Below are 15,968 nucleotides of genomic sequence, written 5' to 3'. Positions count from 1 at the left end.
TGAGTCGGTGGGGGCTTAGGCGAAGGCGAGTTCGTAGAGTCCGCCGGCCAGGGCGCCGCCTATGAGCGGGCCCGCGACGGGAATCCAGGCGTAGCCCCAGTCGGACCCGCCCTTGTTGGGCAGCGGCAGCAGGGCGTGCACGATACGCGGGCCGAGGTCGCGCACCGGGTTGATGGCGTAGCCGGTCGGGCCGCCGAGGGAGAGTCCGAGGCCGACCACGACCAGCGCGGTCATCAGCACACCGGTGCCGGAGACGCCCAGGCCCGGGGTGAGGCCCTGGGTGAGGATGGCCAGCACGAGCACGGTGGTGGCGATGATCTCGGTGGCCAGGTTCTGTACGGCGTTGCGGATCTCCGGGCCGGTCGAGAAGATGCCGAGCACGGGTCCGGCGGCGGGAGCGGCGGCCTTGTCGACCATGCCCTCGTCACCGGTGGTGGCCTTCACGATCTCAGGGTCGGTCAGATGGGCCTGGAATTGGCCGTAGTAGGTGACCCACACGAGCAGCGCGCCGATCATCGCGCCGAGCAGCTGCGAGGCCAGGTAGAGCGGTACGTCGCCCCACTCGGTGCCGCCCTTGCCGCCCTTGATGGCGAGACCTATGGTCACCGCCGGGTTGAGGTGGGCGCCGGAGACACCGGCGGAGATGTACGCGCCTGTCAGGACGGCGAAACCCCACCCGAAGGTGATGGCGAGCCAGCCCGCGTTGAGCGCCTTTGACCGCTTGAGCGTGACGGCGGCGCAGACGCCACCGCCCAGCAGGATCAGAACGGCGGTACCGATGGTCTCGCCGATGAAGATGTCGGAGCTGGACACCCGCGACTCCTTTGTCCTTCGTCCAGGGGAAGGCGAACCCCGGGTCCCTCCGGGGTTCGCGCCCTCCGAGAGGGCGTTGATCGGCCCGCGGCAGAGACCACCATAGCGAATATTGTCGTTAGGTGTTCGACAATGCCGACCGATGCACGGCAGTTTTCTTCACTGCAAAGAGCGCGTCAAGAGTTCTGTGACTGAAAACTTGCAGGTAACTGGCTGGGAACAGGTGGGGTCGTTACGGATCGGGGCGGCGGCTCGCGCCCGGCTCAGAAGCGGCCGGCGCCCAGGTCGCGGGAGACTCCCCGCGCGCAGTCCCGTACGGCGGCCACCAGCTCCGAACGTAGCGCGCCGTCCGCGCACACCCGCTCCACCGCGCCGGTGACGCCCACGGCGCCCACCGGCATGCGGCGCCGGTCGTGGATCGGCGCGGCCACCGAGCCCACACCCTCCCAGGTCTCCTCCACGTCGGCCGCCCAGCCACGCGCCCGGGTCAGGTCGAGCACGTCCTCGAACTCGGCGGTCCCCGTCACCGTGCGCGGCGTGAACGCGGTGCGCTCGCCCTCGGTGGCCTCGGTGTGCGCCACCGGGTCGTACGCGGAGATCACCTTGCCCAGCGCGGTGCTGTGCAGCGGGTGCATGGCCCCCACCTCAAGGACCTGCCGGCTGTCGTCGGGCCTGAAGACGTGGTGCACGATCAGTACGCCCTGCTGGTGCAGCACCCCCAGATAGACGCTCTCGCCGCTGGAGCGGGCCAGGTCGTCGGCCCACACCAGGGCGCGGGCGCGCAGCTCGTGGACGTCCAGATAGCTGTTGCCGAGACGCAGCAGCTCGGCGCCCAGCTGATAGCGGCCCGAGGCGGGGTCCTGCTCGACGAATCCCTCCTGCTGGAGGGTGCGCAGGATGCCGTGCGCCGTACCCTTGGCCAAATCGAGCGAGGACGCGATGTCGGACAGGCCCAGGCGTCGCTCGCCGCCCGCCAGCAGACGGAGCATCGCCGCCGCGCGCTCCAGCGACTGGATGTTCCTTGCCATCGCGCTGCCTCCTTATGTGGTTCGACAATGCTGAACACTATCGGCCCATGCCGACCCTGGGGTACCGGAACGGCATCCCTGAACGATCAAGATCACAGTGGTTTCGCTCTGCTCGGCGTCCCGCCAAGTGGGACATCCGCCACTCGCTCACCACCGGCAGCTACGCTGGCCGAGTGCGCCGTCCACCGGAAGGCGCAAAGCCGACAGCCGTCGCATCCCAGGGAGCTCATCCATGGCCTCGCATACGTCATCGTCCATCCAGACCGACCGAGTCGACGCCCTGCGCGAGGCGCTCTCCACCCGGGTGGTGGTCGCGGACGGTGCGATGGGCACGATGCTTCAGGCGCAGGACCCCAGCCTCGACGACTTCGAGCAGCTCGAAGGCTGCAACGAGATCCTCAACGTCACCCGCCCCGACATCGTCCGCGCCGTGCACCAGGAGTACTTCGCCGTCGGCGTGGACTGCGTGGAGACCAACACCTTCGGCGCCAACCTCGCGGCTCTGGGCGAATACGACATCGCGGACCGTATCTTCGAGCTCTCCGAATCGGGCGCCCGCATCGCCCGGGAGGTCGCCGACGAGTTCGCCGCCGACGGCCGCCCCCGCTGGGTGCTCGGGTCCATCGGCCCCGGCACCAAGCTCCCCACCCTCGGCCACGCTCCCTACGCGGCACTGCGCGACGCCTACCAGCAAAACGCCGCCGGACTCATCGCGGGCGGCGCCGACGCCCTGCTCGTCGAGACGACCCAGGACCTGCTGCAGACCAAGGCCTCCGTGATCGGCGTCAAGCGGGCGCTGGCCGAGACGGGCACCGACCTGCCGCTGCTGGTCCAGGTCACCGTCGAGACCACCGGCACCATGCTGCTCGGCTCCGAGATCGGCGCCGCGCTCACCGCGCTGGAACCCCTCGGCATCGACATGATCGGCCTCAACTGCGCCACCGGCCCCGCCGAGATGAGCGAGCACCTGCGCTATCTGGCCCGGCACGCCCGTACCCGCGTCTCGGCGATGCCCAACGCCGGACTGCCCGTCCTCGGCAAGAACGGCGCGCACTACCCGCTCAGCCCCGGCGAGCTGGCCGACGCGCACGAGGTGTTCGTCCGCGAATACGGGCTCTCGCTGGTCGGCGGCTGCTGCGGCACCACCCCCGAGCACCTGCGGCAGGTCGTCGAGCGGGTCAGGGACATGACCCTCACCGAGCGCGACCCGCGCCCCGAGCCCGGCGCCGCCTCCCTCTACCAGACCGTCCCCTTCCGCCAGGACACCTCCTACCTCGCCATCGGCGAGCGGACGAACGCCAACGGGTCCAAGAAGTTCCGCGAGGCCATGCTGGAAGGCCGCTGGGACGACTGCGTGGAGATGGCACGCGACCAGATCCGCGAGGGCGCGCACCTGCTCGACCTGTGCGTTGACTACGTCGGCCGCGACGGCGTCGCCGACATGAAGGAACTGGCGGGCCGCTTCGCGACCGCGTCCACCCTCCCGCTCGTCCTGGACTCCACCGAGGTCGACGTCCTGCGCGCCGGGCTGGAGAAGCTGGGCGGCCGCGCGGTGATCAACTCGGTCAACTACGAGGACGGCGACGGCCCCGACTCCCGGTTCGCCAAGGTCACCGCCCTGGCCGCCGAGCACGGCGCCGCGCTGATGGCGCTGACCATCGACGAGGAGGGCCAGGCGCGCACGGCGGACAACAAGGTCGCCATCGCCGAGCGGCTCATCAACGACCTCACCACCAACTGGGGCATCCACGAGTCGGACATCCTCATCGACTGCCTGACGTTCACCATCTGCACCGGGCAGGAGGAGTCCCGCAAGGACGGCATCAACACCATCGAAGCCATCCGGGAACTCAAGCGCCGCCGCCCGGACGTGCAGACCACGCTGGGCCTGTCCAACGTCTCCTTCGGCCTCAACCCCGCCGCACGCATCGTCCTCAACTCCGTCTTCCTCGACGAATGCGTCAAGGCGGGCCTGGACTCCGCCATCGTCCACGCCTCCAAGATCCTGCCCATCGCGCGGCTGGACCCGGAGCACGTCAAGGTCGCCCACGACCTGGTCTACGACCGCCGCTCCGAGGGCTACGACCCGCTGCACCGGCTCATGGAGCTCTTCGAGGGCGTCAACACCAAGTCGATGAAGGCGGGCAAGGCCGAGGAACTGATGGCGCTGCCGCTGGACGAGCGGCTCCAGCGCCGCATCATCGACGGCGAGAAGAACGGCCTGACCGCCGACCTGGACGAGGCCCTGACCAGCCGGCCGGCCCTGGCCATCGTCAACGACACGCTCCTTGAGGGCATGAAGGTGGTCGGCGAGCTGTTCGGCTCCGGCCAGATGCAGCTGCCGTTCGTCCTCCAGTCCGCCGAGGTCATGAAGACGGCGGTGGCCCACCTGGAGCCGCACATGGAGAAGACCGACGCGGATGGCAAGGGCACCATCGTGCTCGCCACCGTGCGCGGCGACGTCCACGACATCGGCAAGAACCTGGTCGACATCATCCTGTCCAACAACGGCTACAACGTCGTCAACCTGGGCATCAAGCAGCCGGTCTCGGCGATCCTTGAGGCGGCCGAGGAGCACCGGGCCGACGTGATCGGGATGTCAGGACTGCTGGTGAAGTCCACCGTGATCATGAAGGAGAACCTGCAGGAGCTGAACCAGCGCAAGATGGCGGCGGACTACCCCGTCATCCTCGGCGGCGCGGCGCTCACCCGGGCGTACGTGGAGCAGGACCTGCACGAGATCTACGAGGGCGAGGTCCGCTACGCCCGTGACGCCTTCGAGGGCCTGCGCCTGATGGACGCCCTCATCGCGGTCAAGCGCGGCGTCCCCGGCGCCGCCCTGCCCGAGCTGCGCCAGCGCCGCGTCGCCAAGCGCGCGGTGGAGGTCGTCGAGCCGGAGCCGGAGGAGGGGCCCGTACGTTCCGACGTGGCCACCGACAACCCGGTCCCCGAGCCGCCGTTCTGGAGCACCCGCGTCGTCAAGGGCATCCAGCTGGTGGACTACGCGTCCTGGCTGGACGAGGGCGCCCTGTTCAAGGGGCAGTGGGGGCTCAAGCAGGCCCGCACCGGCGAAGGACCCACCTATGAGGAACTGGTCGAGACCGAGGGGCGGCCGCGCCTGCGCGGCTGGCTGGACAAGCTGCTCACCGAGAACCTGCTGGAGGCGGCCGTCGTCTACGGCTACTTCCCGTGTGTCTCCAAGGGCGACGACCTGGTCCTGCTGCACGAGGACGGCACCGAGCGGACCCGCTTCACCTTCCCCCGCCAGCGCCGCGGCCGCAGGCTCTGCCTCGCCGACTTCTTCCGCCCGGAGGAGTCGGGGGAGCGGGACGTGGTCGGGCTCCAGGTCGTCACCGTCGGCTCGCGGATCGGCGAGGCCACGGCCAAGCTGTTCGCCGCCGACTCCTACCGCGACTACCTGGAGCTGCACGGCCTGTCCGTGCAGCTGGCCGAGGCGCTGGCCGAGTACTGGCACGCGCGGGTCCGCTCCGAACTCGGCTTCGCGGGAGAGGACCCGGAGGCCGTCGAGGACATGTTCGACCTGAAGTACCGGGGCGCCCGCTTCTCGCTCGGCTACGGCGCCTGCCCGGACCTGGAGGACCGCGCGAAGATCGCGAACCTGCTGGAGCCGGAGCGCATCGGTGTCGAGCTGTCCGAGGAGTTCCAGCTCCACCCGGAGCAGTCCACGGACGCGATCGTGATCCACCACCCGCAGGCCAAGTACTTCAACGCGCGCTAGCGGTCGCCCGGCATGGGGCCGCGCAGGGTCTGCCCCGTCAGGGGCGCGGGGAACTGCGCGACCAGCCACGACGCACCCGCGGTCCGCGACGCACGGACAGGGGCTTGCCCAGCACGATCCGCCGGACCCGGCCTGTCCGCACCGGCCTGTCCGCACCGGCAGGAGCGCCCGCCGCTCCTGCCGGCCGCACGGGTCCACCCGGCCCCGGCCCCCGCCCAGCGCGGTGGGTGGGGGGGCCGCCCCGCTCCTCCCCGCCGGATATCCCAGCGCGCGTCCGGCCCTCGCGCCGTACACTTGTCGGTCCGGTAGCAGCCGGTTGTCCTCCTGTTCGCGGAGGGTGACCGGCTCCTGTGCCCCGTGGGGACTTTTCCGTCCCGCGGGGCCCGCCCCGCGAGGGGCTTTCCCGTTACGGAGGTGCACGGATGACCAGCAGCATCCCCGCTGTCGACACCCGCCTGGCCCAGGGCCCCGCCCCTGCGCGGACCCTCACCGGTGCCGCGGCCCTCCAGGGTGTCCTGCTCGACATGGACGGCACCCTGGTGGACACCGAGGGCATGTGGTGGGCGGCGGAAGTCGCGATCTTCGCCGAGCTCGGGCATGTGCTGGACGACGAGCACCGGGAGGTCGTCGTCGGCGGCCCGATGACCCGCAGCGCCTCCTACCTCATCGACGTCACGGGCGCCGACATCGCCCTCGCCGAGCTGACCACACAGCTGAACACGCGGTTCACCGAGCTGATCTCGACCAGTGTGCCGATGCTGCCGGGCGCCCGGCAGCTGCTCACCGAGCTCGCCGCGCACGGCATCCCGACCGCTCTCGTCTCGGCCTCCCACCGGCGGGTCATCGACCGGATACTGAGCTCGATCGGCGGCGAGCACTTCGCGCTGACCGTCGCGGGCGATGAGGTCGAGCGGACCAAGCCGCACCCTGACCCGTATCTGCTCGCGGCCGCCGGGCTCGGCGCGCACCCGAGCCGGTGTGTGGTCATCGAGGACACCGTGACCGGAGTGGCGTCAGCGGAGGCGGCGGGCTGCCCCGTCATCGCGGTGCCCTCGGTGGTGCCCATCGAGCCCGCGGCGGGACGCACGGTCGTCCGCTCGCTGGAGGATGTCGATCTCGCATTCCTGCGCACACTGATCACGTCTTAGCGATCACGTATTGCCGATCGTTTCGCCGCGATCGGTCGGGCGCCTTCACGCTGTGCGCGGAAGACATAGCTGGCCGTGCCAAGCGTCGTGATCACAGAAATTGATCACGGCGCGCACGCGGAGTACGCGGGTACGCGCGCAGTGAATAACCCTGATCATTTCTTGAGCGGCAAACAAGCCGTGTACATGGCAATGCCCTCACGTCGCCGCGCGCACTCCAGCGTGATTTATGTCACCGGTGCGCCCGTCGACAGGCGGGGACTCTCTGTGCTGCCTGACCGATTCGGTCGATTTCGGCCAGGCCCATGTGTCCTGATTGGCGACCTCTCGTACGAAACGTTCTAGCGGGTGCATATCTCCCCGCCGGTGCCCGTTATAGCGTCGAGATATCGCCTCAACTCCGTTGCGTTCCAGTAATGCTGGCGTCGCCTACTAATGTCTCCCCGAGCACATCTGCGCAACCCCCGCGGCCCGCATCCCGAACAACGGGATGGCCGTGGGATCGATGGTAGGGAGACCCCCGAGAATGAACCGCAAGACGATGGCGCTACCCGCGTTGGCGGGCCTGCTGACTTCCGTTCTCGCCGGTTGCGGGAGCACGGACGGTGCGGGCGCGAGCGGCGGCTCCATCGTTGTCGGGAGCACGGACCGGATCGAGGCGACGAAGGCGGCCCCAGCGCCGCTCGACCCCGCCCAGGCATACGACATCGGAGCGTGGGGCGTGATGCACAACGTCTTCCAGACCCTGATGCGCATGCCGCGCTCCGGCAACCAGCCCGTTCCCGACGCCGCCAGCGAATGCGGCTTCCAGGACAAGCAGAGCGAGCAGTTCCGCTGCACGCTCCGCGATGGCCTGAAGTTCTCCAACGGGCACGCGCTCACCTCCGAAGACGTCGTCTTCTCGTTCCACCGCGCGCTGGCGATCAAGTACGAGAACGGCCCGCAGTCGCTGCTGAGCAACATCGACAAGGTCGAGGCGCCCAGCGACAAGGAGGTCGTCTTCCACCTCAAGGCCCCCGACGCGACGTTCCCCTACAAGGTAGCCACCCCCGCCGCCGCCCTCCTCGACAGCGAGGAGTACGACGGCAAGAAGCTCAAGGCGGGCTTCGAGGCCGTCGGCTCCGGGCCGTACACGGTGCGCAACGAGGCCAAGGGCCAGCGGCTCTCCAGGGCCGTGTTCACCAAGAACGCGCACTACGAGGGCGACCTCGAACCGCACAGCGACAAGGTCGTCATGCGCTTCTACGACACCTCAAAGGATCTGGGCAAAGCGCTCACCAAGGGCGACATCGGCACCCTGAACCGCTCCCTGACCCCCGAGCAGATCGACGAACTGCGCACCGCCGGCGACAAGGACATCAAGCTCACCGAGTCCTCCGGGCAGGAAATCCGCTACCTCGCCTTCAACACCGACGAGCCGTCGGTGCGCAGCAAGGCGGTACGGCAGGCCATGGCCCAGCTCGTCGACCGGCAGGAGCTGGTGCGCGACGTGTACAAGCGCGCGGGATCACCGCTGTACTCCCTGGTGCCGTCGGGCGCCTCCGCGCACACCAACTCGTTCTACAACACCTATGGCGAGCCGGACGTCGCCAAGGCCCGCCGCATCCTGCGCGAAGGCGACATCACCACCCCGGTCAAGCTGACCCTGGGCTACGCCTCCGACCACTACGGTCCGGCGAGCACCAAGGAGTTCAAGACGCTGCGGCGGCAGCTCAACGCCAGCGGGCTCTTCGACGTGAAGATCAAGGACGTGCCGTGGTCCGCGTACCGTCCGGCCGCGGCCAAGGGCGAGTACGCCGCGTACGGAATGGGCTGGTACCCGGACTTCCCGGACCCCGACAACTACATCGCGCCGTTCTTCGGCGCGGACAACTTCCTCAACTCCCCCTACCGCAACTCCACGATCGAGAAGATCCTCGTTCCGCGTACCCAGCAGCAGGACCAGCGCGCCCTGACGGTCAAGGACTTCCAGCGGGCGCAGGACATCGTCGCCGACGAGGTGCCGGTGCTGCCGCTGTGGCAGGGGAAGCAGTATGTCGTCACCCGCGACAACATCACCGGAGCCGAATGGGCGGTCGACGCCTCAGGCAAGCTCCGGCTGTGGGAACTGGGCCAAGGCGTCGATGGCTGACCCCCACCCGTGCCGGCGACGTCACCGTCAGGGCGGAACATCCGAAGAAACTGTGAGGTAGGCGTACGTGAGGAAACGTGTCCAGTGGCTGGTGGCCCCGGTTGGTGCGGGGCTCGTCGCCGCTCTGCTGGCGGGGTGCGGCTCGGAGGACGGCGCGGGCGGCGGCACCGGTGAGCGTGTGGTCATGGGAATGTCGGACCGGGTGCTCTCCACCGACCCGGCCGCCGGTTACGACCCGGGCTCGTGGCTGCTGTTCAACAACGTCTTCCAGTCGCTGCTCAGCTTCCCGAAGGGCGGCACCATACCGCGGCCGGAGGCTGCCAAGACCTGCGGCTTCAAGGACGGCGAGAGCAAGGTCTTCGGTTGCACGTTGCAAAACGGGCTTGAGTTCAGCAACGGGAACAAGCTGACGTCGAAGGACGTGGCGTTCTCCTTCGAGCGCACCCTGAAGATCGACCACAAGGAGGGCCCCGCCATCCTGTTCTCCTCGATCAAGAAGATCGAGACCCCGGACGAGCGGACGGTCATCTTCCGGCTGAAGAACCCCGACGCCACCTTCCCGCAGAAGATCGCCTCCGGCGCCGGTTCCATCGTGGACCACCGCGAGTACCCGAAGAACAAGCTGCGGACGGACAACCAGGCGATCGGCTCCGGCGTGTACCGGCTGGACTCCTTCGACAAGAAGCAGGCGAAGTTCTCCGTCAACGGCGGATACAAGGGCCCCGCCGACGTCCGCAACTCCGGCATGACGATGAAGTTCTTCAACGGAGACCAGCCCGGACTCGCCACCGCCGTACGCGAGGGTGACGTCGACCTCGCCTACCGCGGCCTGGAGACGCAGACCGTCGCCGAGATCGAGGCGAGCGCGGGCGGCGACAACAAGCTCCAGGTCACCGAGGGCACCGGCGCCGAGGTCCAGCACCTGGTCTTCAACATGCGCGACCCGGTGGCGGGCAAGCTGGGCGTGCGCAAGGCCGTCGCGTACCTCATCGACCGGAACGCGCTGGTCCGGGACGTCTACCAGCGCACGGCCGAGCCGCTGTACTCCATCGTCCCGGCCGGTATCACCGGTCACAAGACGCCGTTCTACGACCTGTACGGCGACCGGCCGCAGCGTGCCAAGGCCCAGGCGGCCCTGCGCGCGTCCGGTGTGGACGACAAGGTCAAGCTGACCCTGTGGGCCACCCCGATCCGCTACGGTCCGGGCACGGGCCCGGCGCTGCGTCTGATCGCCAAGCAGCTCAACGCCAGCGGCCTGTTCGAGGCCGACGTGAAGAGCGCGGACTTCGACAAGTACGAGAAGGGCATCGCGAGCGGCGACTACGGCGTCTACGTGAAGGGCTGGGTGCCGGACTATCCGGACCCCGACAACTTCACCGCGCCGTTCTTCGGTGAGGGCAACGTCCTCGGGAACCACTACGACGCCCGCGAGATCACCACGAAGCTGCTGCCGCCCACCGCCGCCGAGGCCAGCAGGTCGGCCACCGTGGACGACTTCGCGCGCATCCAGAAGAAGGTCGCGGAGGACCTGCCGGTCATCCCGCTGTGGCAGGGCAAGCAGTACGCCGTGGCGCGCGACAACATCTCCGGCCTGCAGTGGACCCTCGACTCATCCACGGTCTTCCGCTTCTGGGAGATCAGCAAGTCCGGCGACTGACGACACGGCAGCCGCCCCTCGGCGCGGCACCCCGGCCCCCGGCCCCGCCCACCGCACCAGCGCGGTGGGCGGGGCCGGGGCGGTCCAGGCGCCGTAACGGACCCGGAGCCGTAGGTCCTCCACGAGCGCAGCGTGCGGGGAACCTCCGGATACGAGCTGTGGAAACGGCATGCGAGCCGCGGGAACGGCAAAGCGGGGCGGACCGGTCATCCGGCATCCGCCCCGCTGACGTATCCCCGCGGCTGACGTACCAGCGCGCTACCGGCAGGTCACTGCGCGCCGGGACGGACCAGCCCGCTCTCGTACGCGTAGACCGCGGCCTGCACCCGGTCCCGCAGGCCCAGCTTGGTCAGCACATGCCCGACATGCGTCTTGACCGTCGTCTCACTCACGAACAGGTCAGCGGCGATCTCCGCGTTCGACAGCCCCCGCGCGACGAGCTTGAGGACCTCCACCTCGCGCTCGGTCAGCGTGTGCAGCGTGTCGGAGACCGGCTCCTCACCGGAGGGCAGATGCCCGGCGTACTTGTCGAGCAGCCGCCGCGTGATGCTCGGGGCCAGCATGGCCTCGCCCGCCGCGACCACCCGGATCGCCTGCACCAGCTCATCGGCGGGCGCGTCCTTCAGCAGAAAGCCACTGGCCCCGGCGCGCAGCGCCTCCACCACATATTCGTCGAGATCGAACGTGGTGAGCACCAGCACCTTCGCCGGGCCGTCCCGGCCGGGCCCCGTGATCTGCCTGGTCGCCTCGACGCCGTCCATCCGGGGCATCCGGATGTCCATCAGCACCACGTCGGGCTGAAGCGCCCGCACCTGGTCCAGGGCCTGCAACCCGTCCCCGGCCTCACCGACGACCGCGAGATCCTGCTCGGCCTCCAGGATCATCCGGAAACCGGTACGCAGCAGCGGCTGGTCATCGACGAGCAGGACGCGGATCGCCACGGGAACTCCTTCGTTAGACCTGCCCCATTCTGCCCTGGCCCTCCGGTCCCGACCGCGCCGGGATGACCTCCAGGGGGTACGGCGGGGGAGTCCCCCCGAATTCCGGGCAGACCGCCTGGTGGTCACACCAGCCACACAGCTTCGTCGGCCGCGGGCGCCACACGCCGCTCTCGGTCGCTTCCCTGATGGCGTCCCACAGCGCGAGCAGCTTGCGCTCCACGCCCTCCAGCTCCGCCGCCTCCGGGTCGTACGTCAGCACATCACCACTGCCGAGATACACCAGCTGCAGCCGCCGCGGCACCACCCCGCGCAGCCGCCACAGCACCAGGGCGTAGAACTTCATCTGGAACAGCGCGTCGCCCTGGAACTGCGGCGGCGGGGCCTTGCCCGTCTTGTAGTCGACCACCCGCACCTCACCCGTCGGGGCGACGTCCACCCGGTCGATGTAGCCGCGCAGCGTCAGCCCCGAGTCCAGCACCGTCTCCACATACAGCTCGCGCTCGGCGGGCTCGAGGCGCACCGGGTCCTCCAGCGTGAACCAGCGCTCGACCAGCTGCTCAGCCTCCCGCAGCCAGCCCGCCAGCCGCTCGGCGTCCGCGCTGCCGTCCTCCCGCGCGAACAACCCGGCCAGCTCCGGCTTGGCGGCGAGCAGCCGCTCCCACTCACCGGGCACCATCGCCCGCGCCCGCGGCGCCGTACGGTCCAGCGCCGGAGCGTCGAAAAGGCGCTCCAGCACCGCGTGCACCACCGTGCCCCTGGTCGCCGCGGGACTCGGCTTCTCCGGGAGCTTGTCGATCACGCGAAAGCGGTACAGCAGCGGACACCGCATGAAGTCGGCGGCGCGCGACGGCGACAGGGCGGCCGGCCGCTCCGCCTTCTTGGTGGTGGTTCCCATGCCGAAGACCCTACGGCCCCCCACTGACACTCCCGCCATCGCGAGCCGGACAAAGCCCCGAAGACGTGCGGGGGAAGCCGAGCCCACCCCGCGGCCGAGGCACCCCGCACAGCGGCGGCGGAACGTGGCGCGAAGAGCCCCCGAAGGGGCCCAGGAGGGAGCCGAGGCGGGGTCCGGCGAGGCCGGACGCATACCATCGACGGCAGACCACCTCACACTGCATGATCGTGGGACCGCGGCAGGCGGTGCGGGGGACGTGACAACGAGAGGACACCGTGGAAAACAGCGGGCAGCGGAAGGCCGGCAGTGGGGGGCCGGACCGCCCGACCGAGCCCGGGGGCCGCAAACCCGAGCGCCCCAAGGAGTCCGGCGGAGGCTTCCTCATGGGCCGGCCCTTCGGCGTCCCGGTATACGTCGCGCCCAGCTGGTTCCTGGTGGCCGCCCTCATCACCTGGGTCTTCGGCGGTCAGCTCGACCGCGTCCTGCCCGAGCTCGGCAACGCGCGCTATCTCGTCTCGCTGTTCTTCGCCATCGCCTTCTACGCCTCCGTGCTCATCCACGAGCTGGCCCACACCGTCGCCGCACTGCGCTTCAAACTCCCCGTACGCCGCATCCAGTTGCAGTTCTTCGGCGGCGTCTCGGAGATCGAGAAGGAGTCGGAGACCCCCGGCCGCGAGTTCGTCCTCGCCTTCGTGGGCCCCTTGCTCTCGCTCGTCCTCGCCGGGCTGTTCTACCTCGGCATGCTGACCGTCGAACCAGGCACCGTGCCCGGTGTGCTGCTCGCCGGGCTGATGATCTCCAACCTCATCGTCGCCGCCTTCAACCTGCTGCCCGGCCTGCCGCTGGACGGCGGCCGGATGCTGCGCGCCGTCATCTGGAAGATCAGCGGCAAGCCGATGACCGGCACGGTCGCCGCCGCCTGGACCGGCCGCGCGCTGGCCGTCGCCGTCCTCATCGGCCTGCCGCTGCTCACCCACACCGGCGGCTTCGGTGACTCCGAGGGCTTCGGCAGCGTCGACTCGCTCACCGACGCGCTGCTCGCCGCCATCCTCGCCGCGATCATCTGGACCGGCGCGGGCAACAGCCTGCGCGTGGCCCGGCTCCGCGAACGCCTCCCGGATCTGCGCGCCCGCACCCTCACCCGGCGCGCCGTCCCCGTCGCGGCCGACACTCCCGTCTCCGAGGCCCTGCGCCGCGCGAACGAGGCGGGAGCCCGCGCGCTGGTCGTCGTCAACAGCGACGGCGAACCGACAGCCGTCGTCCGCGAGGCCGCCATCGTCGGCATTCCCGAGCACCGCCGCCCCTGGGTCGCCGTCAGCGGCCTCGCCCAGGACATCAAGGCGGGCATGCGGGTCTCCGCCGAGCTCGCCGGTGAGCAGCTGCTCGACACCCTGCGTGCCACCCCGGCCACGGAGTACCTCGTCGTGGAGGAGACCGGACAGATCTACGGGGTGCTGTCCACGGCGGACGTCGAGCGCGCCTTCGTCGCCGCGATGGCCCGGCCCTTCTGAACCCTGCCTGCGCCTGCCTCTGCCTGCCCGCACCTGCCTGAGGGGTTGCCCGCACCTGCCCGTGCCTGCCCCGAAGGGCCCCATCCGAGACGGGCCTCCGGCAGCCCCGGAGGCGGTCTGGTCCGGGTGCGCGCGCCGGACCGGTAGGCTGGTCACATGTCCGAACCGACCGGTGCCGCCCGCCGTCGCGGGCCCTTCCAAGTCGGGGACCAGGTCCAGCTCACCGACCCCAAGGGACGCCACTACACCTTCACGCTCGAAGCCGGGAAGAGCTTCCACACCCACAAGGGTGCCTTCCCGCACGACGAGCTGATCGGTGCTCCCGAGGGCAGTGTTGTCCGTACCACCGGGAACGTCGCCTACCTCGCGCTGCGCCCGCTGCTCCCCGACTATGTCCTGTCCATGCCGCGCGGAGCCGCCGTGGTCTACCCCAAGGACGCGGGGCAGATTTTGGCGATGGCCGACATCTTCCCCGGCGCCCGGGTCGTCGAGGCGGGCGTCGGCTCCGGCTCGCTGAGCAGCTTCCTGCTGCGCGCCATCGGCGACCAGGGCATGCTGCACTCCTACGAGCGCCGCGCCGACTTCGCCGAGATCGCCACCCAGAACGTCGAGCGCTACTTCGGTGCCCCGCACCCCGCCTGGCAGCTCACCGTCGGCGACCTCCAGGACAACCTCTCCGACACCGACGTCGACCGGGTCATCCTCGACATGCTCGCCCCGTGGGAGTGCCTGGAGGCCGTCTCCAAGGCACTGGTCCCCGGCGGCATCGTGTGCGCCTACGTCGCCACCACCACCCAGCTCGCCCGCACGGTCGAGGCGATCAGGGAGCACGGCACCTTCAACGAGCCGTCGGCATGGGAGACCATGGTCCGCACCTGGCACGTCGAGGGCCTGGCCGTCCGCCCCGACCACCGGATGATCGGCCACACCGGCTTCCTCCTGACCGCCCGCCGCCTCGCCGACGGCGTCGAGCCGCCGCTGCGCCGCCGCCGCCCCGCCAAGGGCGCGTACGGCGACGACTACACAGGCCCGGGCAGCACCAGCGGTGGCGCGTCCGCCGCCGAGCGCCCGGGGGACCGAGGCTGACCAACACCGCGGACCCGCCCCGGCTTCAGCCGGGGCGCGGCGGTGGTGGCGGTCCGCCCAGCACGAACGACACGGCGCCGCCGACGACTTCCCCTCACGGGAACCGTCGGCGGCGCCGTGTCGTTGGGCGAAGTGACCTGTCTCGTACCCGGCTGTTCCGGTCGTGTGTGAGGTATGACACCATGCTGGCCCATCCCCCGACGCCACAGCTCTCACAGGAGTTATCCGCGTGCAGCCCCCGGCAGGCTCTGCGTCCACCCCTCCTCCCAGCGCCGCGCCCGACCCGCCCGACCAGGCGGTGTCCGCCTCGCCCTCCCGTCCGGGACTCCCGCATACGCGCTCCCGCTGGACCCACTGGATCGCCACGGCCGCCGCGCTCGCCGCCGTGGTGGCGGGCTCGGCCGCGCTCCAGCCCCCGGACGCCACCGCCACAACAAGCCCCGTGTCGGCTCCCGGGTCCCGCCCTGTGACCGCGCCCGACGCGCGCGCCGCCGACTACCCGATGGACTGCGGGCGGGCCGCGGTGGACGTCGTACGGCAGGTCTCGGGCGACCTCGACGGCGACGGACGGCCGGAGACGGTCGCCGTCGTGCGCTGCCACTCAGGGACCGGGACCCCGCCCAGCGGCATCTTCGTACTGGCGCCGGCGGGCAACCCGGCGGGCAACCCAGCGGGGAAGAGCACGAAGCCGCGCGTGGTGAGCACCTTCCTGGAGCCCGAGGAGGGCATGAGCGTCCAGAAGTTCACGCTCAGCGACGGAACAGTTTCAGCCACTCTCTCGGGATACTCGTCGGACCAGGTGCCGCGCTGCTGTCCCGACCGGCAGCGGGACGTCAACTGGCGCTGGGAGGGTGGGAAGTTCGTGCTCAAGGCGCTGCCCGCGCCCGGCAGCGTATGAGTCCCGGCAGCGGCGCCTGAGCCGGGGCGGGCCGTCGCACGGCCGCCGGGGGGACGGTCCACGGCCACACGCCGCGGGGTCCTTCCCGCCGGATACCCCGACCGGGCCGAGCGCTGCGCGG

Annotated in this window: 11 protein-coding genes; 7 read left to right on the top strand and 4 right to left on the bottom strand. The window is 70.2% G+C overall.

The window, feature by feature from the left end:
* Nucleotides 1-15: 15 nt before the first annotated feature.
* Together AC5P1B_RS05050 and AC5P1B_RS05045 are read right to left on the bottom strand one after the other, a co-directional pair.
* Nucleotides 16-813, bottom strand: coding sequence for an MIP/aquaporin family protein (locus AC5P1B_RS05050; RefSeq protein ID WP_493885025.1), 798 nt, complete (start codon nt 811-813; stop codon nt 16-18).
* 263 nt (nt 814-1,076) lie between these two features.
* Nucleotides 1,077-1,841, bottom strand: coding sequence for an IclR family transcriptional regulator (locus tag AC5P1B_RS05045; RefSeq protein ID WP_493885023.1), 765 nt, complete (start codon nt 1,839-1,841; stop codon nt 1,077-1,079).
* Between the two features lie 232 nt (nt 1,842-2,073).
* Between AC5P1B_RS05045 and metH the strand changes: the two genes are divergently transcribed.
* The 4 genes from metH to AC5P1B_RS05025 all read left to right on the top strand — a co-directional run bounded on the left by metH (nt 2,074) and on the right by AC5P1B_RS05025 (nt 10,516).
* Nucleotides 2,074-5,580, top strand: coding sequence for a methionine synthase (metH, locus tag AC5P1B_RS05040; RefSeq protein WP_493885021.1), 3,507 nt, complete (start codon nt 2,074-2,076; stop codon nt 5,578-5,580).
* A 422-nt stretch (nt 5,581-6,002) separates the two neighbouring features.
* Complete coding sequence (locus AC5P1B_RS05035) at nt 6,003-6,728, top strand: HAD family hydrolase (protein ID WP_493885019.1); 726 nt, start codon at nt 6,003-6,005, stop codon at nt 6,726-6,728.
* Nucleotides 6,729-7,254: 526 nt separating this feature from the next.
* Nucleotides 7,255-8,859, top strand: a complete 1,605-nt coding sequence (locus AC5P1B_RS05030) for an ABC transporter substrate-binding protein (RefSeq protein WP_493885017.1) — start codon at nt 7,255-7,257, stop codon at nt 8,857-8,859.
* A 67-nt stretch (nt 8,860-8,926) separates the two neighbouring features.
* Nucleotides 8,927-10,516, top strand: a complete 1,590-nt coding sequence (locus AC5P1B_RS05025; protein ID WP_493885015.1) for an ABC transporter substrate-binding protein — start codon at nt 8,927-8,929, stop codon at nt 10,514-10,516.
* Between the two features lie 269 nt (nt 10,517-10,785).
* Here the strand turns inward: AC5P1B_RS05025 and AC5P1B_RS05020 are convergent, their stop codons facing one another.
* Nucleotides 10,786-11,457, bottom strand: coding sequence for a response regulator (locus AC5P1B_RS05020; protein WP_493885013.1), 672 nt, complete (start codon nt 11,455-11,457; stop codon nt 10,786-10,788).
* 13 nt (nt 11,458-11,470) lie between these two features.
* Entirely contained in the window at nt 11,471-12,352 is an 882-nt protein-coding gene (locus AC5P1B_RS05015; RefSeq protein WP_493885011.1) for a RecB family exonuclease, read from the bottom strand.
* A 275-nt stretch (nt 12,353-12,627) separates the two neighbouring features.
* On the opposite strand from AC5P1B_RS05015, the gene AC5P1B_RS05010 reads away from it, so the two are divergent.
* The 3 genes from AC5P1B_RS05010 to AC5P1B_RS05000 all read left to right on the top strand — a co-directional run bounded on the left by AC5P1B_RS05010 (nt 12,628) and on the right by AC5P1B_RS05000 (nt 15,847).
* Entirely contained in the window at nt 12,628-13,863 is a 1,236-nt protein-coding gene (locus AC5P1B_RS05010; RefSeq protein ID WP_493885009.1) for a site-2 protease family protein, read from the top strand.
* A gap of 156 nt (nt 13,864-14,019) precedes the next feature.
* The gene (locus AC5P1B_RS05005) at nt 14,020-14,949 is read left to right on the top strand and encodes a tRNA (adenine-N1)-methyltransferase (RefSeq protein ID WP_493885007.1); all 930 of its coding nucleotides are present in this window, start codon (nt 14,020-14,022) and stop codon (nt 14,947-14,949) included.
* A gap of 298 nt (nt 14,950-15,247) precedes the next feature.
* Nucleotides 15,248-15,847: a hypothetical protein gene (locus tag AC5P1B_RS05000; RefSeq protein ID WP_493885419.1), complete on the top strand. Its 600-nt coding sequence runs from the start codon at nt 15,248-15,250 to the stop codon at nt 15,845-15,847.
* Nucleotides 15,848-15,968: the final 121 nt, after the last annotated feature.

This window comes from Streptomyces sp. A01 (assembly GCF_059026195.1).
Note: the sequence above shows the minus strand (reverse complement) of the source record. Positions and strands in the feature narration are given on the sequence as shown.